Here is a 22,418-nt window from a genome sequence, read left to right as displayed (position 1 = left end):
ACATGTTTTCATTCTGCGCATTTATTGCGCGGAGGTTTGTGGTGCTTGCTTGAAACATGCACAAAGCCATGCTGCGATGCGGCATCTTCGGGATGCTGCTATGCAGAAACGTCGGTTCTCATTGGGGATTGCTTCGTTATATTAAGAGGCAGAACAAGGTAACCGGCAGAAATGCCAAGATAAATCGAGAGTTTATTATGGCTTACAACAGCACAATTTCGCAAAGCAACGTCCCCACTATCAAAGCCCCCTTCGCCGTCATCGGCGGGTTTTTTGCTGCCATCTGGAACGGTTTGATCGCAGCGGGTGCGAATTCGGGCCGGATGCGTCAGGTGACATTCCTGCAGTCCAAGACCGACGAAGAGCTGGCCGCGATGGGTATCAAGCGTGATGACATCGTGCACCATGTTTTCCGCGACACATATTACGTCTGATCGGTTTACAGGTTGAGTATTGACGGCCCGGGTGTGTCTTGCCCGGGCCGTTTTGCGTTTTACCGCAGGGCGCGTCCTTGACACCGGCGCGCCGCCGCGCCAACGCTGCGCAGATGTTGGATTTGCGCCCAGTTGGATATGTCATCGGCCTTTTGGTGTCGGTGCTTGGCATCGCGATGATCGTGCCAATGTTGGTCGATATTGCCGAAGGGCGCGGCCATTGGCCCGTCTTCGTCGAGGCCGGGCTGATCACCATGCTGGGGGGCAGCATGATCGCGCTGGCCTGTGCCAACGGGGTCAGGGAAGGGCTGACGATCCAGCAGACCTTTTTGTTGACGACGGCCGTGTGGCTGATGCTGCCGCTCTTCGGCGCTTTGCCGTTCATGCTGGGCGCGACAGAGGCGCGTTTCGTCGATGCGGTGTTCGAGGCCATGTCGGGCATGACCACCACCGGATCAACGGTGTTTTCCGGGCTTGATGATCTGCCCAAGGGGCTATTGTTGTGGCGTGCGATCCTGCAGTGGCTGGGCGGCATCGGTATCATTGTTGTGGCGATGGTGTTCCTGCCCGAGCTGCGCGTCGGTGGTATGCAGATTTTCAAGTCGGAAGCTTTTGATACCTTTGGTAAAATCCTGCCGCGGGCCGGGCAGATCGCCAGCCAGATCTCGGTCATATATGTCTGGCTGACCTTTGCCTGCGCGCTGACCTATCTGACCTTGGGAATGAACGTCTTTGACGCGACGGTCCACGCGCTGACCACCGTGTCTACGGGCGGGTTTTCAAACTATGACGCCTCTTTCGGGACCTTTAGCGGCAATGCGGAATATGCGGCGTCGATCTTCATGGTGCTCGCGGCGCTGCCTTTCGTGCGCTACGTGCAACTGCTGAACGGTAACCCCTTGGCCCTGCATCGTGATCCGCAGGTAAAGGGTTTCTTGCTGACGATTGCGGTGCTGGTGGGGCTGATCTTTATCTCTATCCAGTCGGTCTTTCCGCATCATTGGGAGCAATCCTTGCGCGAGGCGCTGTTCAACATCACTTCAATCATTTCGGGCACGGGCTTTGCCTCGGTCGATTATATGACCTGGGGGCCGTTTCCCGTGGCGCTGTTTTTCTTTACGGGGCTGATTGGCGGCTGCGCGGGGTCCACCGCCTGTTCGATCAAGATCTTCCGCTATCAGCTGTTGTTCGCATCCATCCGTGCGCAGTTGCAGCGAATCCGGTCACCCCACGGCATCTTTACCCCGCGCTATGACGGACGCCCGATCAGCGGCGATGTCATGATCTCGGTCATGTCGTTTTTTATGTTCTTCACGCTGACATTAGGGCTGGTGGCCGTGGCGCTCAGCATGACGGGGCTGGATTTCGTGACCTCGATCTCGGGGGCGGGGGCGGCCTTGGGGAACATCGGGCCGGGTCTGGGCAAGATCATCGGGCCGGCGGGCAATTTCAGCACCCTTAACGACACAGCCAAATGGATCCTGACCGCCGCAATGCTGGTCGGGCGGCTGGAGCTTATGGCGGTATACGTCATTCTGACATTCAAATTCTGGAGAGCATAATGAGCGCAGTACAAACCCGTCCTTTGGGGGCACAGATTTCTCATATGCTCAAGTCTCGCGGGGTAGAGGTGATCTTTGGCATCCCCGGCGTGCATAACCAAGAGATGTACCGCGGGATCGAGGAAGCAGGGCTGACCCATGTGCTGGCGCGGCACGAACAGGGGGCGGGCTTTATGGCAGATGGCTATGCCCGGGCCACAGGCAAGCCGGGGGTCGCCTATGTGATCACCGGCCCGGGGCTGTGCAATGTGATGACGCCGATGGGACAGGCCTACAGCGATTCCGTGCCGGTGCTGGTGTTGTCCTCCTGTCTGGATGAAACGGCGGCGCGGAAGGGGCAGCTGCACCAGATGAACGATCAGCGCGCGGCGGCGGAAACCGTGTGCGATTGGTCCGAAATGGCGCTGACGGCACCGGCGGCCTACCAGCTGATTGACCGCGCCCTGACCGAATTTGCCACCAGCCGCCCGCGGTCCAAGCATATTTCTGTTCCCATTCACCTGCTGGAGGCAGAGGCCGCCCCCGCGCATGCCCTTGCCGTCAGCGCGACCTTGCCGGCGGTGCCCTCTGCGCAGATCGACCTTCTGGCGCAAAAACTGGCCGCAGCGCAAAAACCTCTGTTCATTTTTGGCGGTGGTGCCGTTGGCGTTCAGAACGTTGACGCCCTGCTGGCCCGCTGGCAGGCGGCGAGCCTGACGACCTATGCCGGACGTGGCATCGTCTCGCCCGGAGCGCCGCTGCATTTCGGGGCCTATCTCGCGCGGGAAAGCAGCGTCGATGTGATCGCGCAGGCGGATCTTGTGATCGCCGTCGGGACCGAGCTGGCAGAGGTGGACCTCTGGCGCGATCATCTGGGCCATTCCGGCGAGCTGGTGCGGGTTGATATTGATCCGTCGGTTCTGGCGGACCCGCAAGCGGCACCCTTTGCCATCCTTGGTGATGCGGTACAGGTAATGGCCGCGCTTGACGCTGCCTTGCCGGACGAACGCACAGCAGCGGGTTGGAATGCGGCCGAGGTGGCAGGCTGGCGCAAACGCTGGCGGTCAGAAGTGGATATGGAACGTCCGGGCATCCTTGCCGTGGTGGAGGCGGTCAAGGCTGCGACGCCCGAAGGCACGATGATCTACTCGGACATGACCCAATTCGCCTATGCCGCGACAGAGGTCTGGGAGATGGAGCGCCCCGGATATTGGCATCATCCTTACGGGTTCGGCACGCTTGGCTACGCAACACCTGCTGCGATTGGTGGGGCCATTGGCCGGCCCGGACTGCCGACCATGGCGATCATCGGGGATTATGGCTTTCAGTACACAGTGCAGGAACTGGGGGCTGCTGTAGAGCTGGGGCTGCCCCTGCCGATCATCCTGTGGGACAATGGCAAACTGGGCGAAATCGAAGACAGCATGACCCGCGCGCAGATCGCGCCAAATGCGGTCATCGCTCACAATCCCGATTTTTGCAAACTGGCCGAAGCCTATGGAGCCTATGCCGCGGCACCGAAATCGCTGGAGGAGCTGCCAGAGGTCTTGGCGCAAGCCTTCAAGGCCGACCGCCCGACGTTGATCTATCTGACGCCCCAGACCGCAGTCTGATCAAGGGCGCTGCCCGAGGCGGTTCAAACGACTGACCCCGATCCCCCGTTAAACGGGGGATCGGGGTTTTCTTTATTCCCAACAGCTGACCAGTACGGTCATGCCCTTGGCCTTTTCACGTAGGTCCTGCGGCTTGATCGTGGTGTTGCTGGCCGTGGTATCAACGGTGACACCGGCCTTTTGCGCAAGCTCTGCGATGACCTTGGATTCAACCGCAAAGGCGACATCTTCGGGCAATTCGCGTGCGCCATTGGCACGGGGCAGCAACATGCCCAAGACCCGCCCGTCACGATCCAGAATCGGGCCACCCGCGTCACCGCTGCGGGCTTCTAGCGCGAGGCGGGCGATGTTCTCTTCGCCTTGCAGCCCACGCACATCGGCCAGCGTGCCATAGGTCACCGTCGCTGATCCAAGCACGCCTTCATAGGGGAAACCCGCAACCGCGATTTCTGACTGTAAACGGGGGGGCACGGTGTTGAACGCCGCCACATCCAGGGGCGAAAGCGCTGCGCGGGGTTTCAGCAGGCTGATCCCGCTGGCCGCATCATCAACAACCACATCAAGCTCTGTCTCGTCGTCCAGCGTCAGACGACCACAGCTTTGCACCGCCTCTGATGTGGTCGCGACAGTACCGCGCCCATCAATGAAGAAGCCCGAGCGCGAGATTTTCGGCGACCGGATTTGCAGACCCGACACCAGATCGACAGCCTGACGGTCGCCACCCCCCGCTGCGGCATCCAGCGTACCGGGCAGGCGGGTGAAGGATTTCGTCATCTCGGCAATCACGCGGCGGCGGCGGTCTTCGTCCCCGGCGGGCCAGATGAGGGTGAAGCCCTTGATCTCGCCATTCTGCAGCGACACCTGCGTCTGGCTGACGATGCGGCCGTTCTCGCCGATCAGCTCGAAACTGTCGGACTTCCGCTCGCGCGGGCCTTCTTCGGGGACGATTTCAAGAGTCTGCATGATGTCATACAAACCAAAGAGCGTATCCTGATCGCCCGCCTGACTGATCAGCAGAACCCGCGCGTCGATGTCGCCGGTGCCATTGTAATGGGCGAAGGGGGGCTCGAACCGGTCAAACCCCACGATCTTGGTCGGCATCACCATCTCGATCCCGGCGTCGGCGTTGCGCACGACCTGCAGGCCCAGACCTTCGAGCACGGCGTTATATTGTTTCAGAAGGGCGGCGCGTTGCAGCGTTGTCAGCACGCCGGTGGCGTCATAGCCGTTGGCCCCTTGCCAATCGGCCATGGACCCCCGCGTACCCCGCCCGAAGGCACCGTCGATAGAGGCATTGTAAAACCCGGCCCACTTCAGCGCGACCTGCAGCTGTTCGCGCGCCTCGCGGTCAAGCTCCCGTTCGCTGGCGCGCGCTTCGGCCAGGGTTTCGTCACGTGGTGGTTCGGGCAGGACGGGGACTTGCGTGGTTTCTGCCTCTGCGGTGGCGGTGTTCTCTTGCTCCAGCGCTTCGCTGGCGGGGGGCAGGGTGGTTTGCGTGATCTCACTGTCTGTCTGCGTATCGGTGGGGGATGCGGGGTCAACCGGTGCGATCAGCGGAATGTTCAGGACGTTCGCGCCCACGGGCCAGAACTGCTGCTGGAACCGTTCAGAAAGCTGGATAAAGCTGTCGCGCGGAATCACCCCGTCCCGGCGGTAGCGGCGCAACAACAGCTCTGCGTCATCACGGCGATAGGGGCCGACCGCGATTCCATACCAGCTGCCGCCCAAGGCAAAGCCGTTCACATCCTCAAGATTGGCGCTATAGGCACGTGCGCGATCTGTCGCCGCGGCCAGATTGGGCTGGGCTTCGACCTGTATCCAAACCACATCATCGGCAGACTGTGCAAAGGCAAACGGGGCAATAAACAAGGCGGCGATCAGGGCCGCAAACAGTCGCGTCATAGGTATGGGTGCTCTCAAGGATTTAAACTTGCAGTAGATAAGCAGGAACCTGTGCAAAATACCATGCTTGAGACAGCGCAAATCATCACAAAGCTGCCAATTGACCCTACCGCGACAGCACCTTAGGAAAGGCGCGCAGCAGCAAAGGCAAAATCTTATGTCCGACCCGGTCCAGCGCCCCCGTTCATTTCAGGAAATCATCCTCGCCCTACAGTCCTATTGGGCACGTCAGGGCTGTGCGGTCCTGCAGCCCTACGACATGGAAGTCGGTGCGGGTACGTTCCACCCGGCCACGACCCTGCGCGCGCTTGGCACCAACCCTTGGGCCGCCGCCTATGTGCAGCCCTCGCGCCGCCCGACCGACGGGCGCTATGGGGAAAACCCCAACCGTCTGCAGCATTACTACCAGTTTCAGGCACTGATCAAACCCAGCCCGCCCAACCTGCAAGAGCTCTACCTCGGATCGCTTGAGGCGATCGGGATCGATATGGCGCTGCATGACATCCGCTTTGTCGAGGATGACTGGGAAAGCCCCACTTTGGGCGCATGGGGACTGGGCTGGGAAGTCTGGTGTGACGGCATGGAAGTGTCGCAGTTCACCTATTTCCAGCAGGTCGGCGGCCATGATTGCCACCCTGTCTCGGGAGAGTTGACCTACGGGCTCGAGCGTTTGGCGATGTATGTTCTGGGCGTCGATCACGTGATGGACATGCCCTTTAACAGCCCCGACGCGCCGATCCCGCTGACCTATGGTGATGTGTTCAAACAGACCGAGGAAGAATACGCCCGCTGGAACTTTGATGTCGCCAATACCGACGTGCTGCTGGACCACTTTGTCGAGGCCGAGAACGAGTGCAAGGCGATCCTTGCGCAAGACGCCGTGGACCCCAAGACCGGTAAGCGCATCGTGATGGCGCACCCCGCCTATGACCAATGCATCAAGGCGAGCCACATTTTCAACCTGCTGGACGCACGCGGTGTCATCTCGGTGACAGAGCGTCAGGCCTATATCGGGCGGGTGCGCACCCTTGCCAAAGCCTGCGCTGACGCCTTTGTTCAGACACGGGCCGGCGGTTGGTCGGAAAACGCGGCATGAACGGTAAAATTGTAGGAGGCGTCATCTTGGTTGCAGCAGCCATTGCGGGTCTCGCGCTTTATTATCTACAGGTCTACGGCTATTATCACGAGGCACCGGCACCGGATGAGGGCGTCTCGCTGGTGTCGATCTCCAGCAATGCGTCCGAGCCGATCCTGACCGACAATTTCCGCGCCATCGACGCCGACAGCTCGCCCATCCGCTACCGCGCATGTTTCGACACCTCGCTCAGCCTCGCCATGCTGTCCGAAACCTATGTCGTCAGCGACGAGGTCACGCCGCGCAATGCACCGGGCTGGTTCGACTGTTTCGACGCCAAAGCCATCGCAGAAGAGATCGAGGCAGGCACGGCGCTGACCTTTCTGGGGCAGAAGAACGTGCATTTCGGCGTTGACCGTATCGTTGCGATCACTTCGGACGGGCGCGGCTATGTCTGGCACGAGCTGAACGATTGTGGCGACAAAGCCTATGATGGCACCGTGGTGGGCGAAGCCTGCCCGGAACGCCCCGCCGACTGATCCGCCCCGGATCGACCGGCCCTTTGACATAAGCGCTGTTTGCGCGACACATATTTAACCGCACCCAAGCGACACGCGGCCCCGAAAGGTACGAACCCATGCCCGACCTCCTGATAGAGCTTTTCTCGGAAGAAATTCCCGCCCGCATGCAGGCGCGCGCGGCGGATGATCTAAAGAAACTGGTGACGAACGGTCTGGTGGATGCGGGGCTGACCTATGCCTCTGCCGCGGCCTTTTCGACGCCGCGTCGTCTGACCCTGACGATCGAGGGGATGCTGGACGCCAGCCCGTCGCTGGTCGAGGAACGCAAAGGCCCCAAGGCCGACGCGCCGGAAAAAGCCATCGAAGGGTTTCTGCGCGGCGCAGGGCTGACCCGCGACCAGCTGGAAGAACGCGACATGCCCAAGGGCAAGATCCTGTTTGCCATGATCAACAAGCCGGGCCGCCCCGCAGCCGAGATCGTGGCAGAAGTGCTGGAAACCACCATTCGTAATTTCCCCTGGCCCAAATCCATGCGGTGGGGCAGTGGCAGCTTGCGGTGGGTGCGCCCGCTGCATTCGATCCTGTGTATCCTGTCGGCCGAGGATGGCGCGCAGACCGTGCCCTTGACCATCGACGGGATCACCGCAGGCGACACCACGCGCGGGCACCGCTTTCTGGCCCCCGATACAATCACCGTCAGCAGCTTTGACGATTACAGCGCCAAGCTGAAACGCGCCTTTGTCGTGCTCGACCCGGCAGAGCGGCGCGATACGATCTGGAACGACGCGACCAATATGGCCTTTGCCAACGGGCTTGAGGTGGTCGAGGATGCGGGGCTGCTGGCCGAGGTCGCAGGGCTGGTGGAATATCCCGTCGTGCTGATGGGGCAGATTGGCGATGATTTCCTTGGTCTGCCGCCCGAGGTGCTGCAAACCTCGATGAAAGAGCATCAGAAGTTCTTTTCCGTGCGCAACCCCAAGTCGGGCCGCATCGAACGCTTTGTCACCGTCGCCAACCGCACCACCGCCGACGATGGCGCGACCATTCTGGCGGGCAATGAAAAAGTGCTTTCTGCGCGCCTGTCGGATGCTAAATTCTTCTGGGAAAACGATCTGCGCATCGCGCAATCGGAGGCCGGGATGCAGACCTGGGTGGACCGCCTGTCCAACGTGACCTTCCACAACAAGCTGGGCACACAGGCAGAGCTGATCTCGCGCATGGAGGCACTGGCTGGGGAACTCGCCCCGATGGTCGGGGCCGACGCAGAAGAGGCCCGCGCCGCCGCCCGTTTCGCCAAGGCCGATCTTTCGTCCGAAATGGTCTATGAATTCCCCGAACTTCAGGGCCTTATGGGCAGCTACTATGCCAAAGCCGCCGGCAAATCCGACGCCATCGCCGCCGCCGCCCAAGACCACTATGCGCCGCTGGGGCCATCCGACGACGTGCCAACCGCGCCCGTGTCCATCGCCGTGGCGCTGGCAGAGAAAATCGACAAGCTGACCGGCTTCTGGACGATTGACGAAAAGCCGACGGGTAGCAAAGACCCGTTTGCGCTGCGTCGCGCGGCCTTGGGCGTTATTCGGATTTTGGTTGAGAATGATGTGTCGCTGAAACTGCGTGACACCATCCTTGAGCATTTGTCTCAAGCCCCTGCACCGGCTGCTGGAAGCGCCGAAGAGACGGCAGAAAACCTCCTCTCCTTCCTCCATGACCGCCTTAAGGTCTACCTCAAAGACCAAGGCGTCCGTCATGACATCATCGACGCTTGCATCAGTTCTTCTGATGGCGCACCTGCTGGTGCGACGGACGGCAACGACGACCTGACCCTGCTTGTCAAACGCGCCAAGGCGCTGAGCGAGACGCTGAAAACCGATGACGGGGAAAACCTGATCCAGGGGTTCAAGCGCGCCAACAATATTCTCAGTCAGGCCGAGGATGCGGATGGGGTGGAATACTCTTTCGGGGCGGATATCAAATTTGCCGAGACGGAAGAAGAGCGCGCGCTGTTTGCCGCCCTTGATACCGCAGAGGCGCAGATCAAACCGGCGATGGAGGCACAGGATTTCGGCACAGCCATGTCCGCGATGGCGTCCTTGCGCGGGCCGATTGATGCGTTCTTTGATGCGGTGCAGGTGAACGCGGACAATGCGACGGTCCGGCGCAACCGGTTGAACCTGCTCAGCCGTATCCGCACGATCTGTAGCTCGGTCGCGGATCTGACGAAAATCGACGGGTAACGCAGCAGACCCGACACGTGGGCAAGGCGATCACGCCTTGCCACACCACGGCGAAAGCCTATGCTGCGCAGGAACCAAAAGGTGCCGCAGTGCAGAAAACCGCCATGACAACCCTTGTGACCCAAACCGCCCCCATCGCGAATGATACGCATGGGGGGCGTGCGAAATGTCTGCAACGTCTGGTCCGTCTTGATCTGCCGGTGCCGCGCACCGTGGCGCTGCCCTTTGATGTCGTGCTCGAGATCGCGCAGGGGCAGATCCCCGATCTGCAAGCGGTCGCTGATGAATTCCCCCACGACGCGCTGCTGTGCGTGCGCCCCTCTAGCCAGGATCCGGATTGGGGCGGGCCGGGGGCGGTGATGAACATCGGCATGAACGATGACCGCTATGCCGATTATTGCGAACGCATGGGCGAGGGGCCCGCATCGGCGCTTTATACCCGTTTCGTGCAATCCTACGCCGTCAATGTGGCGCGGCTGGACCCCGATATGTTCGACGACGTCGAAGGCGACGGGCGCGAGGCGCTGCTGCAATCCCTGCGGGCCTACGAGCTTGAGACCGAAGAAAGCTTCCCCCAGGACCGTGTGACCCAATTGACCGCCGTGCTCAGTTCCATGGCGCGGGCGTGGGAGGGCACCTCGGCGCGGCTGTTGCGCCAGGCCAAGGGGGCGCCTGCAGATGCGGGGCTGGGCCTGATCGTGCAGCAGATGGTGTTCGGTGTGGGCACGGGGATTTGCGGCTCGGGCGTGTTGCAACTGGTGGACAGCACCACCGGCCTGCCACAGATCACCGGGCGGTACCTCAGCCAGTCGCAGGGGCGCGACGCCTTGCAGGACACGGCCGATGCGCTTTACCTGACGCGCGATCCGCGCGGACCGTCGCTTGAGGAACACGCCCCCGAAGCCTTCGAGATGCTCAAACAGCACGCAGCGCTGATGCGGGTGCGGCTGCGCGCCGAGATGCAGGTGGAATTCGTCATCTCTGACGGAGAGTTGTTTATCCTTGATGGCGTGCGCGTGTCGCGGTCCTCGCGGGCGGCGGTGCGGATCGCGGTGGCGCTGGCGGACGAAGGGATCATCCCCCGCGAAGAGGCGCTGATGCGTGTCCAGCCCCGCACCCTGACAGAGCTGTTGCACCGGCAGGTTGACCCACGGGTGAAACGCGATGTGATCGGGCGCGGCATTGCCGCCAGCCCCGGTGCCGCCACCGGCCGGATCGTGTTCAACGCGAATGATGCGCAAGCCAGTGCCGCACGGGGCGAGAAGTGTATTCTGGTGCGCCGTGAAACCTCGCCCGAGGATATTCGCGGGATGCATGCCGCCCAAGCCGTGCTGACCGAACGCGGTGGCATCACCAGCCACGCCGCGGTGATCGGGCGGGGCATGGGCTTGCCCTGCGTCGTCGGTGCCTCGTCGATGCGTTTCGATCTCGTCAAGGGGGTGATCACGGCCCCTGACGGGCGGATGTTCAAGGCGGGTGATGAAATCACGCTCGACGGCACCTCGGGAGAGGTGCTGTGCGGGGCCGCGGATATGCTTGAGCCGCTGCTGGACGCGACCTTCCAAAAGCTCATGTCCTGGGCCGAAGACGCTGCCGACATCGGGATACGTGCCAATGCCGACACTCCCGCCGACGCACAAACCGCGCGCAATTTCGACGCGCAGGGGATCGGGCTGTGCCGGACAGAGCATATGTTCTTTGACCCCAGCCGCCTGACCGTGATGCGCGAGATGATCTTTGCCGATACCAGCGAAGGCCGCCGCGCCGTGCTAGAACGCTTGCTGCCCATGCAACGCGATGATTTCATTCAGCTTTTCCGCATCATGCAGGGTCAGCCGGTGTGCATCCGTCTGTTCGATCCGCCCTTGCACGAATTCCTGCCCTCGACCCGCACCGGTCAACGCGATCTGGCCGAGGCGCTGGATTTGCCGCTGTCCAACGTGACCCGCCGGATCGAGGCGATGACCGAATATAACCCGATGCTAGGCCTGCGCGGCGTGCGTCTTGGCGTGACGGTGCCCGAAATCTACGAGATGCAGGCCCGTGCGATCTTCGAGGCTACAATCGAAGCCAGCCGCGATGGCGACCCCGTGGTGCCCGAGATCATGATCCCGCTTGTTTCGGCCAAACGCGAGGTTGAGCTGATCAAGGCCAGCGTCGACAAGATCGCAACGGCGGTGAAATCCGAACGCGGCGCGAGCTTTACCTACCGTTTGGGCGTGATGGTGGAAACGCCCCGTGCCGCCCTGCGCGCCGGAGAGATTTCGCCCCATTGTTCCTTCCTCAGCTTCGGGACAAACGACCTGACGCAGATGACCTATGGGTTGAGCCGTGATGACGCGGGACGGTTCATGTCGACCTACGTGCAGCAGGGCGTTTTTCCCGAAGATCCGTTCCATATGCTGGACCGTGACGGCGTCGGAGAGCTGCTTCAGCTTGGTGCCGCGCGGGGGCGGGAAGCACAACCTGGGATTACCTTGTCGATCTGCGGAGAGCACGGCGGCAACCCCGAATCGATTGCTTTTTGCCGTGACGCGGGATTTGACTACGTTTCTTGCTCGCCTTTCCGTGTTCCGGTCGCCAGATTGGCGGCGGCTCAACTCGCAATCGCGGACAAGATCGGGTAGTTTTGCGCGGCTGATCGCCTAGATGTTGTTTTCCTGTGCGGGTTCCCGCGCAGGCGGTTTCGGCAGGGTTTACGCTTGGTGCCAGTTTGGGTAGGGGGCGCTGTCCGAAACTACTTGCGAGGCGCTCAATGCGTTCTTTTCAGAAATTCTCGTCCTGCGCCCTGCTGGCGCTGTCTTTGCTTGCTCCTGCCGTGGCGTCCGCCAGCCCGCAACAGGCCAAAGCACTGGCTGACATCGAAGCCAAAGGGCTACGCTCTGTCGGGTCGGAACGTCTGGAAAGCATGATCGCATCGAACAACGCAAGCGAGGTGGAGTTCACCCGCGCATGGCTGGCCGAACAGCCGAAAGCATCGGGTGGCGAACAATGGCGCTGTCTGGCAGAGGCGCTGTACTTTGAAGCGCGCGGCGAGACGGTCAAGGGCCAGTTCGCTGTGGCCGAAGTGATCATGAACCGTGTGAAATCCGCGCAGTTTCCCGGGTCTTTGTGCAGCGTGATCAATCAGGGGACAGGCCGCAAGTACCAGTGCCAGTTCACCTACACCTGCGACGGCAATGCCGAAGTGATCGCCGAACCGCGCGCCTATGCGCAGGTCGGCAAGGTCGCGCGCGCGGTGCTGGACGGCAAGGCACCATCGCTGACAGGGGGGGCGACGTATTATCATACCACCGCCGTAAGCCCCCGCTGGTCGCGCGTCTTTACCCGCACCACCAAGATCGGCGTGCACATGTTCTATCGTGACGGCGTTCAGACCGCGTCGAACTAAGCGGCGTTTCTGTCGTCTTTGACGGCTGGCCAGCCGTGTCTGGCTTTGGTACATCCGCGCAAACGGTCTAGGATCGTTTGCAAGTGAGACAAGCAAAGGCCCAACCCCATGACAAGTGACACGCGGCTTGCCTTTGCGCACCCGTCCGAACGCGCTGCTGCGACGGCGGGGCCTGAACCTCTAGACCGGATTTCCCTGCGCGATCATATCGTTGAGGTCGAGATCGGCGCCTTTCAGGCCGAACGTGGCGTAACGCAGCGCATCTGTTTCAATGTCGTCGTCGAGGTGCAGCCGCTGACCGGCCCCGTCGACGACGATGTGGACCGTATCCTGTCCTACGACCGCGTGACCGAGGCCATCGCCTATGAGCTGTCGGACGAACGGCTGAACCTGCTCGAGACGCTGGCCGAACGGGTCGCGGATCGTATCCTGCTGGAACGGCAGGCGATGCGGGTGTTTGTGCGCATCGAAAAGCTGGACCGTGGCCCCGGTGCTTTGGGCGTCGAGATCGTGCGCGCCCGTGATGATACCCCCGACAGTCAGGCCGAGGCGCGCGAGGTGCCACACCCCGAGCTGGTCTATCTGAGCAATGATGCCATCGCCTCGCCGCATCTGGCGGGGTGGCTGGACCAGTTGCACCAGATGGGGCGGCCCCTGATCCTCTGTGTCGGCGCATCGGACACCGCCGCGCCGCAGGTCGGGCATAAAATGGCGCAGCGCCGCATTGATCTGCTGGCGATTGAACAGAACGCCTGGGTGCTGGCCGCAAAAGATGATCGCTGCGTTGTGGTGGCGACGCGGACAGAGCTGGATTGGGCCATGAAGAACGGCCAGACGAGCGTTTGGGCCCCGTCGAAGATCGTGCTTGATAGCGTGGATACGCCCTCGGCGCAGCCGCGCGATGCCGTGGCCTTGGCCGCGTGGTTCGCCGCCAGCTTCGACGCGACAGAGATGTTGGTGATCGGGGCGGACCTGCCGGCTGACGCCTCTGTTCCGCTGCGCGCCGTAGCGGTGGACCAGGGCAGGCTGTGAGACATGACCGATTACTTTCGACCTCTCGTCCAGATCGGCCCCGCGCGGCCTGACACCGCGGTGTCTCTCGCGGGGGGGTGGGGCTGGTTCACCCATGCCGAGGTCTTGTCGCGCAGCACGCCGCCCCGTGTTGTACCCGCGGCCGATATCCCGGCAAGCGTGATGGCACGGCTGACCGCGCCCAGACCCGCGATGGCAGGGCTGACGCTGGACCGCCCGCGCATCATGGGCATTCTGAACACGACGCCCGATAGTTTCTCGGACGGGGGGCAGCATAATGCCGTGCCCGATGCGCTGCGCGTCGCACAAGAGATGGTGGCCGCCGGCGCGGATATTCTGGACATTGGCGGCGAGTCCACACGCCCCGGCGCGGATTTTGTGCCTGTCTCCGAAGAGATCACGCGCACCGCTCCCGTCATCGCCGCACTGCGGGGTGCGGGGCTGCACACGCCGATATCTATCGATACCCGCAAGGCCGCCGTGGCCGAGGCCGCGGTCAGCGCTGGTGCCAATCTGGTAAACGACGTTTCGGGCTTCACCTTTGATCCCGCCCTTGGGCCCCTGTGTCAAAAACTGGCGCTGCCGGTTTGCGTTATGCATGCCCAAGGCGATCCCGCGACCATGCATCTGGACCCACAGTATGATAACGTGCTGCTTGATGTTTTTGACGCGCTGGAGCGGCAGATCAGCATGCTGGAGGCATCAGGCATCCCGCGGGGGGCCATTCTGGCGGACCCGGGCATCGGGTTTGGCAAGACGCAGGATCACAATCTGGCTCTGCTGGCGCGGCTTAGCCTGTTTCACGCTTTGGGGACACCTATCCTGTTAGGCGTGTCGCGCAAACGGTTTATCGGAACGATCGGCAACGCACCGCAGGCACAGGACCGCGCGCCGGGGTCGATCGCCGTGGCGCTTGCAGGATTGGGGCAGGGTGTGCAAATGATCCGTGTGCATGACGTGGACGACACCCGCCAAGCGGTCGCTCTGTGGCATGCCGCATATTTTGGGAGCATTTTATGACAAAATTATTTGGAACAGACGGTATTCGCGGAAAGGCCAATGTGCATCCGATGACAGCCGAGGTCGCCCTGAAAATCGGGGCCGCTGTGGGGCGCTATTTTAGCGCGGGTCGTGACGGTGTGCACCGTGTGGTGATTGGTAAGGACACGCGGTTGTCGGGCTATATGTTCGAAAACGCGCTGACGGCGGGGCTGACGTCCTCGGGGATGAATGTGCTGCTGCTGGGGCCGGTGCCCACGCCTGCGGTCGGGCTGCTGACGCGGTCGATGCGGGCTGATCTGGGGGTCATGATCTCGGCCAGTCACAATCCGGCGACGGACAATGGCATCAAGTTCTTCGGCCCCGACGGGTTCAAGCTGAGCGACGCTGTGGAGGCCGAGATCGAGGCGCTGATCGAAGGCGGCGTGGAATTGAACCCCGCCGACAAAATCGGCCGTGCCAAGCGGATCGATGACGGGCGGTTCCGCTATGTCGAGCGGGTGAAGTCATCGTTCCCGCGCCAGATGCGTCTGGACGGGCTTAAGGTCGTGATCGACTGTGCCAATGGGGCCGCACACCGCGTCGCTCCCGAAACCCTATGGGAACTGGGGGCCGAGGTGATCGAGATTGGCGTGTCGCCGAACGGCTTTAATATCAACGAGAATTGCGGCTCGACCCACCCCGAACGCGCCGCAGCGGCGGTGGTAGAGCACGGTGCCCATGTGGGCATTTGTCTGGATGGCGACGCGGACCGCGTGATCCTGATTGACGAAACCGGCAAGGTCGGTGACGGGGATCAATTCATGGCCCTTATGGCGTCCCGTTGGGCGGCCGAAGACCGGCTGGCCAATGGCGCCCTAGTTGCCACCGTGATGAGTAACCTTGGCCTTGAAAACTTCTTGCAGGGCAAGGGGCTACGGCTTGAGCGGACTTCTGTCGGCGACCGCTATGTGGTCGAGCGGATGCGCGAAGGCGGGTTCAATCTGGGCGGCGAGCAATCGGGCCATATCGTCATGACCGACCACGCCACCACGGGTGACGGTCTGATGGCGGGGCTGCAGTTTCTGGCAGAGATGATCCGGTCGGAAAAGACCTCGTCCGAGCTGCTGAACAACTTTGAACCCGTGCCGCAACTGCTTAAGAACGTGAGGTTTTCTGCCGGTCAGGTGCCGTTGGAAGACGCGCAGGTGCAAGGGGCCATCGCACAGGCCGAAGCCGATCTGGCTGGTCAGGGGCGTTTGCTGATCCGCAAATCCGGCACCGAGCCGCTGGTGCGTGTGATGGCAGAACATGAAGACGCGCAGCTGATGGAACGCGCTGTCGATTCTGTGGTGGATGCGGTCACGGCGGCTGTCGCACCTTAAGCTGATGGCAGGGCTGCTGGCGGGGATGTCCTGCGCGGCGGCCCTGCCTTGCCCTCGCGGGACGCGCCGCGCGCTGTGGCTGTGGGATGCCTTCGGCGAGGATTTAGAGCCATTTGGAAGCTAGGCGCGCGTGCGGGTGAACAGCCGGCGGAACGCGCCATATTGGCTGAGTGCGACACCCGAGAGGATCAGCACCATCGCGTAGAGCAGGGATGGCGGCAGCGGTTCATTCAGCAAGAGCGCGCCGAGGCAGACGGACCAGACGGGGACTTGGTAGTTCACCAGTGACATAAACACCGGGCCTGCGCTGCGGATCACCAACACGCGCAGAAAATTCGCGGCGGCGGTGGGGATCAGGCCCAGAAACGCCAGCGCCGCGAAGATGGACGGCGAGGGGCGGGGCGGTAGACCTTCGATGATGATCGCCATGGGGACGGTGATGCAGGTGGCAATGATCAGCAAGATGGTCGCAAGGCCGATCGCGTCCACCGCGGGCAGGCGGCGCATGATGATCGAGCTGGTGGCGTAGCACCCCGCCGCACCCAGGCAGGCCAGACGCCCCTGGGTTTCAAGCGCGGTGCCGGTGCTTTCAAAGGCTTGCGCGCCGATCAGGATGACAACGCCGACAAAGCCCAAGGCAAACCCGATCACCTTGCGCGGGCTCATCGCTTCGCCCGGCACGAAGAAATGCGCAAGCGGCAGGATGATCAGCGCCGTCGCCGCCATGGTCACCCCCGCGAAGCCCGAGGTGACATATTGCTGACCCCATGCGAGCAGACTGAACGGCACGGCAGAGCTGGCGGCACCGATAAAGATCACGGCCGCGATGTCGCCGCGGGTGGGGGATTGGGTAAAGAGCCGAAACCCGCGCAGAGCCCAGATAACCACCATCACCGTGGCCGCGAACCCGACACGTGTGGCCGCGATCCAGAAGGGTGGCATTTCAGTCAAAGCGATTTCGGTCACCAGAAACGTGCCTCCCCAGATGAAGGCAAGCAGCAGGATCATCAGCCAGCTGGATTTGGTGATCTGGGGCGCGTCCGGCATGACATATCCTGTGGGAACTCTCGGCCCGCCAGATGTGACAGCCGGTTGCGCAAAAGAAAAGGCCCGGTGCAGAACCGGGCCTTTCCACATCGCTGCAATGGCGATCAGTTCTTGGATTTGTCGACCATCTTGCCGGCAGAGATCCAGGGCATCATTTCGCGAAGCTTGCCGCCGACGACTTCGATCTGATGTTCGTCATTGGCGCGACGCGAGGATTTCAGCGTGGGCTGACCGACGGAGTTTTCCAGCATGAAGTCACGCACGAATTTGCCCGACTGGATGTCGCTGAGAACGGCTTTCATGCGCGCTTTGGTCTCGTCGTAGGGCAGGATCCGCGGGCCGGAGACGTATTGCCCGTATTCCGCTGTGTTCGAGATCGAGTAGTCCATGTTGGCGATGCCGCCTTCATAGATCAGGTCAACGATCAGCTTGGTTTCGTGCAGGCATTCGAAATAGGCCATTTCGGGCTCGTAGCCGGCTTCGACCAGTGTTTCAAAGCCGCAGCGGATCAGTTCAACGATACCGCCGCACAGAACAGCCTGTTCGCCGAACAGATCGGTTTCACATTCTTCGCGGAAGTTGGTTTCGATGATGCCAGAACGGCCGCCACCGATGGCGGAACAGTAGGACAGGCCGATTTCCAGCGCTTTGCCGGTGGCGTCGGTGTCTACCGCAACCAGGCAAGGCACGCCGCCGCCTTTGGTGTATTCGCCGCGCACAGTGTGGCCCGGGCCTTTGGGGGCCATCATGATCACATCAACGCCGGGTTTGGGTTCGATCAGGCCGAAGTGGACGTTCAGGCCGTGGGCGAATGCGATTGCAGCGCCTTCGCGGATGTTATCGTGCACGTATTTCTTGTAGGTTTCAGCCTGCAATTCGTCGGGCATGGTGAACATGATCACATCGGCCCAAGCTGCTGCTTCGGCGATTTCCATGACTTTCAGGCCTTCGCCTTCGGCTTTCGCTTTCGAAGCGGAGCCTTCGCGCAGCGCAACGACGAGGTTTTTCGCACCGGAATCACGCAGGTTCAGCGCGTGGGCGTGGCCCTGGGAGCCATAGCCGAGGATGGCGACTTTCTTGTCCTTGATCAGGTTCACATCGCAGTCACGGTCGTAATAAACGCGCATTGGGGCGTCCTTTCGGGTTCGTTGAAATCTAGGGAGACCATATCGAAGCTGCTGCGAGATGCCATTGCGGAATTGTGAGTTTATTTGGCAAAATGAAGATGGTAATGCGCGGTATGCGGTAAAAATGGAAAAATCATGCTTGATGATATGGATCGACGACTTCTGCGCCACTGGCAAGCGGATGCGGGGTTGTCGCCGGCGGAGTTGGCCGACCTTACGGGGCTAACTGCGGGTAAGGTGTCGCGGCGGATCACGCGCATGCAGGAAGCCGGTATCGTGCAGGGGGTGGCGGCTGTCGTCGATTGGGCGGCATTGGGCTACACGGTCGAGGTGTCCTTGCGGATCACTTTGGACAAGACACAGGGCAATGCCTTTGACCGCTTTCTTGAAGAGGCACGCCAACTGCCTGAGGTGATCGAGCTCCAGACCTTTCTGGGGCGGGTGGATGTGCGCCTATCGGTAATTGCGCGGGATATGGTGCATTATCAGCAGATTTACCGGGAGGGTATTCTGACCTTGCCGCATATTGCCGATATCGAGGCGCTGATGCATGTGGCGCGGATCAAGTCAGAGGAGGCGTTACCGCTATGATCACGCTGGATGAGGTGGATCACCGGCTGATCCGGTCGCTTGCCCGGGATGCCACACAAAGCGCCGGTGCCCTGGGGCGTCATCTGGGGCTGTCGCAGCCTGCCACTTGGCGTCGGATCAAACGGTTGGAGGAGGCAGGCATCCTGCGCGGCAAGAGGCTGCGCTTGAACCGGGAGGCATTGGGGTTCGGTGTCACCGTCTTTCTTGGCGTCAAGCTTGCGACCAAAGGGCGGGTTAGCCTAGAGGATTTCGAACGCGCCGTCAGTGCCATCCCCGAGGTCCAAACGGTGGAGCATGTTCTGGGGCTATATGACTACCGTTTACGGGTTGTTGCGCGGGATCTGGCGGATTTCGAACGGGTACTGCGGCGGCGGATCATGACCCTGCCGGGGGCGGGGGCCGTCGAGGCAAATGTGCTTCTAAGCGAGGAACGACTGACCGGACCATTGGGCCTGTGACTTTACCACGCGAGCGGCTATGTTCGCGCGAAACCATCAGGAGGATATCATGCCCGCTTTGCTAAATTCAGTTGACCCGGAAGGGCTTGAAGAGTTTTCGGTCGTGTTCACCGACCGGTCCTTGAACCATATGAGCGCCGTGTTCCAAGAGGTCATGCGCGACATCAGTACTCTGCTCAAGGACGTATACAAGGCCGATGCCGTGGCTGTCGTCCCCGGGGGCGGCACCTACGGGATGGAGGCAGTCGCCCGTCAGTTCGCACGGGGGGCCGAGGTGCTGGTCGTGCGCAACGGCTGGTTTTCCTATCGGTGGAGCCAGATCATCGAGAGCGGCGATCTGACCGGCAATGCCACCGTCATGAAGGCGCAGATGCAGGGCAACAGCACGCCCGCGCCCTTTGCCCCAAGCCCGATTGATGACGTTGTCAAAGCCATCGAGACGCATAAGCCGCAGGTGGTTTTCGCACCTCATGTGGAGACCAGTGCGGGGGTGATCCTGCCCGATGACTATATCAAGCAGATGGCAGAAGCGGCCCATGCCGTCGGCGCGCTGGTGGTGCTGGATTGCATCGCGTCGGGCTGCGCATGGGTGGATATGAAGGCGCTTGGCGTCGACGTATTGCTTTCAGCGCCGCAAAAAGGCTGGAGCGCTTCGCCCTCTGCCGGGCTGGTCATGATGTCGGATCGCGCGGTTGCACGCATGGGAGAGACAACATCGGACAGTTTTGCCATCGATCTGGCCAAGTGGCATAGCATTATGAAAGCCTATGAAGATGGCGGCCACGCCTATCACGCGACCATGCCGACCGATGCGCTACGTCAATTCCGCGATACCATGCTTGAGACGAAATCCTACGGGTTTGACCGTCTGAAAGAGGCGCAGTGGCGTCTGGGGGATTCTGTGCGCAAGATGCTGGCGGAGAGGGGCGTTACCTCTGTCGCGGCGGAAGGTTTTGGCGCGCCGGGGGTGGTGGTGAACTATACTGCGGATCCCTCCGTGCAAAACGGCAAGGCCTTTGCTGCCGAAGGGATGCAGATCGCCGCTGGCGTGCCGTTGATGTGTGACGAGCCGGAGGATTTCCAGACCTTCCGTCTGGGGCTGTTCGGTCTGGATAAGCTTTACGACGTCGATGCCACGCTGGCGCGGTTGGCAGCTGTGGTCGATAAGGTGCTGTAAATAAAGGCGAGCGGCAGGTCAGCCCTGCCGCATACCCAACCCCATCTCCATCAGCATGCGCCGTACGGGGGGCAGGGCGTATAGCGCGCTGAGCCCTTTGGCACGCGCATCGCGGGCCAGCGGCGTTGTCGCCTGACTGGCGCGGTTCAAAAGGTCGATGCCGCGCAAGCGCAGCTGAATGTCGCCAAACCGCGCCTTGTGGTAGGCGTCCAGCATGTGCTGGCTGCCCAGATCAGCGCCGTGCTTTTGCGCCAGTTCCAGCAGCGTTGCGATGTCTTGCAGCGACATGTTCAACCCCTGCGCGCCGATGGGGGGCATCACATGGGCGGCTTCTGCAATCAGGGCGACGCGTTCGGCCGAGAGGCGCGCGGCATGCTGGCTGATGATCGGCCAGATCGCCCGTTCGGAGGCCAGCGTCAACGGGCCGAGCACATGGGCACTGCGGTCGGTCGCGGCTTGGGAAAACGCATCTGCGTCAAGCGCCATCCGCGCAAGACAGGACGCGCCGTCATCCATCCACACCACGGCAGAGCAGGGCAGACCGTCGCGATCGGGCAGGGGTACAAGGGTGAAGGGGCCCCCGCTGCGGTGCACTTCGGTCGACACGTTTTCATGCGGGATCGGGTGTGTCACGGCAAAGGCAAGCGCCTTTTGGCCATAGCTTTGGCGGGTAACCTCAATGCCGGCGGCGTCGCGCATGGGGCTGTCGCGCCCGTCTGCGGCAATCACGAGCTTTGCCGAAATTTTCGTGCCATCGCTGAGGCTTACGCGTGCGCCGGTGGTGCGGGTGAACAAGCTGGTGGTTGCGGTGCCGGGGAGGAAATCGACGTTCGGCAAAGCCTCTAACCGCTCCAGAAGCGCGCGCCTTAGCAGCCAGTTCGGGAAGTTCCAGCCAAAGGGCTGATCCGAGATATCGGCAGCATCAAAAGCGCGGCTGGTCAGCGGGGTCACGCCGTCACCGCCCGCATCCACAATACGCATCACCTGCAACGGTGCGGCATGTTCTTCCAGATGGGCCCAGATGCCCGCTGCCTCAAGCACGCGGCGCGCCGGTTGCAGCATCGCGGTAGAGCGCATGTCGGCCCCTTTCGCCGCACCATCGGTGACGGGGGGCGTGGGGTCGACGCAGACCACGTTGAAACCCGCGGTGCCGAAAGCCGCTGCCGCCGTCAAACCGGCAATGCCGCCGCCCGAAATCAAGATATCACATGCCATAGTCATGCCCGTCAGTTAGCCCGTGATCTGTGCAAGAAAAGCCGAAAGATCATCGGTGTGGAAATGGATATGCGGCGCGGGCGCGGGGTGCTCGGCCACATGGACGGTGCCCATCCCCATGTCATGCGGGGCGATCAGGTTGCGGGGGTCGTCCTCGAACATCACGGCGGTGGTTGGGGTCAATGCGTCGGCGGCAAATATCAGGTCGTAGGCCGCACGTTCGGGTTTGGGTAAAAATGACGCGTGTTCAACGCCGTAGATGGCATCGAACAGGCCCGACAGCCCCCGTGCGGCAATGACTTTTTCGGCGTAGGGGGCAGTGCCGTTGGTATAGATGATCCGGCGCCCCGGCAGGGCGGCGATCCGCGCGGCAAGCAGAGGATCCGGGATCAGCGCGTCAAAGGAGATCTCGTGCACCTCGTGCAGATAGGGGCCGGGATCAAGGTCGTGTTCGCGCATCAGCCCGGCCAGCGTGGTGCCGTAGGTGTGCCAATAATGTCTGCGCAGATAATCCGCGCGCTGCTCATCGACGTTCAAGGCGGTCATCACCCAATGCGTCATCCGCTGTTCAATCTGGTCGAACAGGCGGGCTGATGGCGGGTATAATGTGTTATCAAGGTCGAAGACCCAAGTATTCACATGAGAAAAAGAGGTGTGTGGCATGGGGACTTGCTACGCTGACCAGATGATCTGC

General features: G+C 61.7%; 19 protein-coding genes. 14 read left to right on the top strand and 5 right to left on the bottom strand.

Annotated elements, in window-relative coordinates; translation table 11 throughout:
• Nucleotides 1-197 precede the first annotated feature (197 nt).
• The 3 genes from AADW22_RS11950 to AADW22_RS11940 all read left to right on the top strand — a co-directional run bounded on the left by AADW22_RS11950 (nt 198) and on the right by AADW22_RS11940 (nt 3,588).
• The gene (locus AADW22_RS11950; protein WP_005854202.1) at nt 198-434 is read left to right on the top strand and encodes a hypothetical protein; all 237 of its coding nucleotides are present in this window, start codon (nt 198-200) and stop codon (nt 432-434) included.
• A 113-nt stretch (nt 435-547) separates the two neighbouring features.
• On the top strand, nt 548-1,996 hold the full coding sequence (locus AADW22_RS11945) for a TrkH family potassium uptake protein (RefSeq protein ID WP_037945061.1): 1,449 nt from the start codon (nt 548-550) through the stop codon (nt 1,994-1,996).
• A complete protein-coding gene (locus AADW22_RS11940; RefSeq protein WP_407473790.1) occupies nt 1,996-3,588 on the top strand; it encodes a 5-guanidino-2-oxopentanoate decarboxylase in 1,593 nt (530 codons plus the stop codon). The genes AADW22_RS11945 and AADW22_RS11940 overlap by 1 nt, the downstream gene beginning before the upstream one ends.
• Before the next feature lie 72 nt (nt 3,589-3,660).
• Here AADW22_RS11940 and AADW22_RS11935 read toward each other — a convergent pair whose 3' ends face one another.
• Nucleotides 3,661-5,490 (bottom strand): serine protease, encoded by a 1,830-nt coding sequence (locus AADW22_RS11935; protein ID WP_407473789.1) that lies wholly within the window; start codon nt 5,488-5,490, stop codon nt 3,661-3,663.
• Between the two features lie 157 nt (nt 5,491-5,647).
• On the opposite strand from AADW22_RS11935, the gene AADW22_RS11930 reads away from it, so the two are divergent.
• The 8 genes from AADW22_RS11930 to glmM all read left to right on the top strand — a co-directional run bounded on the left by AADW22_RS11930 (nt 5,648) and on the right by glmM (nt 16,109).
• Entirely contained in the window at nt 5,648-6,586 is a 939-nt protein-coding gene (locus AADW22_RS11930) for a glycine--tRNA ligase subunit alpha (RefSeq protein WP_005854198.1), read from the top strand.
• A complete protein-coding gene (locus tag AADW22_RS11925) occupies nt 6,583-7,104 on the top strand; it encodes a DUF6446 family protein (RefSeq protein WP_064215613.1) in 522 nt (173 codons plus the stop codon). The genes AADW22_RS11930 and AADW22_RS11925 overlap by 4 nt, the downstream gene beginning before the upstream one ends.
• 98 nt (nt 7,105-7,202) lie before the next feature.
• A complete protein-coding gene (gene glyS, locus AADW22_RS11920) occupies nt 7,203-9,323 on the top strand; it encodes a glycine--tRNA ligase subunit beta (protein WP_407473788.1) in 2,121 nt (706 codons plus the stop codon).
• A gap of 104 nt (nt 9,324-9,427) precedes the next feature.
• Nucleotides 9,428-11,950, top strand: a complete 2,523-nt coding sequence (locus AADW22_RS11915; RefSeq protein ID WP_243251824.1) for a putative PEP-binding protein — start codon at nt 9,428-9,430, stop codon at nt 11,948-11,950.
• Nucleotides 11,951-12,078: 128 nt separating this feature from the next.
• Nucleotides 12,079-12,714 carry a cell wall hydrolase gene (locus tag AADW22_RS11910; protein ID WP_037944544.1) on the top strand — a complete coding sequence of 212 codons (636 nt, stop codon included), beginning with the start codon at nt 12,079-12,081 and terminating at the stop codon, nt 12,712-12,714.
• 108 nt (nt 12,715-12,822) lie between these two features.
• Nucleotides 12,823-13,746, top strand: a complete 924-nt coding sequence (locus AADW22_RS11905; RefSeq protein WP_037944543.1) for a dihydroneopterin aldolase — start codon at nt 12,823-12,825, stop codon at nt 13,744-13,746.
• Nucleotides 13,747-13,749: 3 nt separating this feature from the next.
• The gene (gene folP / locus AADW22_RS11900) at nt 13,750-14,766 is read left to right on the top strand and encodes a dihydropteroate synthase (RefSeq protein ID WP_037944542.1); all 1,017 of its coding nucleotides are present in this window, start codon (nt 13,750-13,752) and stop codon (nt 14,764-14,766) included.
• A complete protein-coding gene (glmM, locus tag AADW22_RS11895) occupies nt 14,763-16,109 on the top strand; it encodes a phosphoglucosamine mutase (protein WP_278375426.1) in 1,347 nt (448 codons plus the stop codon). The genes folP and glmM overlap by 4 nt, the downstream gene beginning before the upstream one ends.
• 120 nt (nt 16,110-16,229) lie before the next feature.
• Here glmM and AADW22_RS11890 read toward each other — a convergent pair whose 3' ends face one another.
• Both AADW22_RS11890 and ilvC read right to left on the bottom strand, forming a co-directional pair.
• The gene (locus tag AADW22_RS11890) at nt 16,230-17,156 is read right to left on the bottom strand and encodes a DMT family transporter (protein WP_037944540.1); all 927 of its coding nucleotides are present in this window, start codon (nt 17,154-17,156) and stop codon (nt 16,230-16,232) included.
• A gap of 104 nt (nt 17,157-17,260) precedes the next feature.
• On the bottom strand, nt 17,261-18,283 hold the full coding sequence (gene ilvC, locus AADW22_RS11885) for a ketol-acid reductoisomerase (protein WP_009824953.1): 1,023 nt from the start codon (nt 18,281-18,283) through the stop codon (nt 17,261-17,263).
• A 135-nt stretch (nt 18,284-18,418) separates the two neighbouring features.
• On the opposite strand from ilvC, the gene AADW22_RS11880 reads away from it, so the two are divergent.
• Genes AADW22_RS11880 through AADW22_RS11870 form a run of 3 tightly spaced genes read left to right on the top strand, consistent with a single transcriptional unit; the run spans nt 18,419 to nt 20,509 of the window.
• Nucleotides 18,419-18,874 carry an Lrp/AsnC family transcriptional regulator gene (locus AADW22_RS11880; RefSeq protein WP_407473787.1) on the top strand — a complete coding sequence of 152 codons (456 nt, stop codon included), beginning with the start codon at nt 18,419-18,421 and terminating at the stop codon, nt 18,872-18,874.
• A complete protein-coding gene (locus AADW22_RS11875) occupies nt 18,871-19,332 on the top strand; it encodes an Lrp/AsnC family transcriptional regulator (RefSeq protein ID WP_005854186.1) in 462 nt (153 codons plus the stop codon). Before AADW22_RS11880 ends, AADW22_RS11875 begins: the two co-directional genes overlap by 4 nt.
• A gap of 49 nt (nt 19,333-19,381) precedes the next feature.
• Entirely contained in the window at nt 19,382-20,509 is a 1,128-nt protein-coding gene (locus AADW22_RS11870) for an aminotransferase class V-fold PLP-dependent enzyme (protein WP_407473786.1), read from the top strand.
• 18 nt (nt 20,510-20,527) lie between these two features.
• Here AADW22_RS11870 and AADW22_RS11865 read toward each other — a convergent pair whose 3' ends face one another.
• Both AADW22_RS11865 and AADW22_RS11860 read right to left on the bottom strand, forming a co-directional pair.
• Complete coding sequence (locus AADW22_RS11865; RefSeq protein WP_407473785.1) at nt 20,528-21,730, bottom strand: UbiH/UbiF family hydroxylase; 1,203 nt, start codon at nt 21,728-21,730, stop codon at nt 20,528-20,530.
• A 9-nt stretch (nt 21,731-21,739) separates the two neighbouring features.
• A complete protein-coding gene (locus AADW22_RS11860) occupies nt 21,740-22,387 on the bottom strand; it encodes a pyrimidine 5'-nucleotidase (RefSeq protein WP_037963998.1) in 648 nt (215 codons plus the stop codon).
• Nucleotides 22,388-22,418 lie beyond the last annotated feature (31 nt).

It is taken from the genome of Sulfitobacter sp. PM12, from assembly GCF_045586035.1.
Classification (GTDB): domain Bacteria; phylum Pseudomonadota; class Alphaproteobacteria; order Rhodobacterales; family Rhodobacteraceae; genus Sulfitobacter; species Sulfitobacter pontiacus.
The sequence above is the reverse complement of the archived record's forward strand: the minus strand, read 5'-3'. Positions and strand labels throughout refer to the sequence as shown.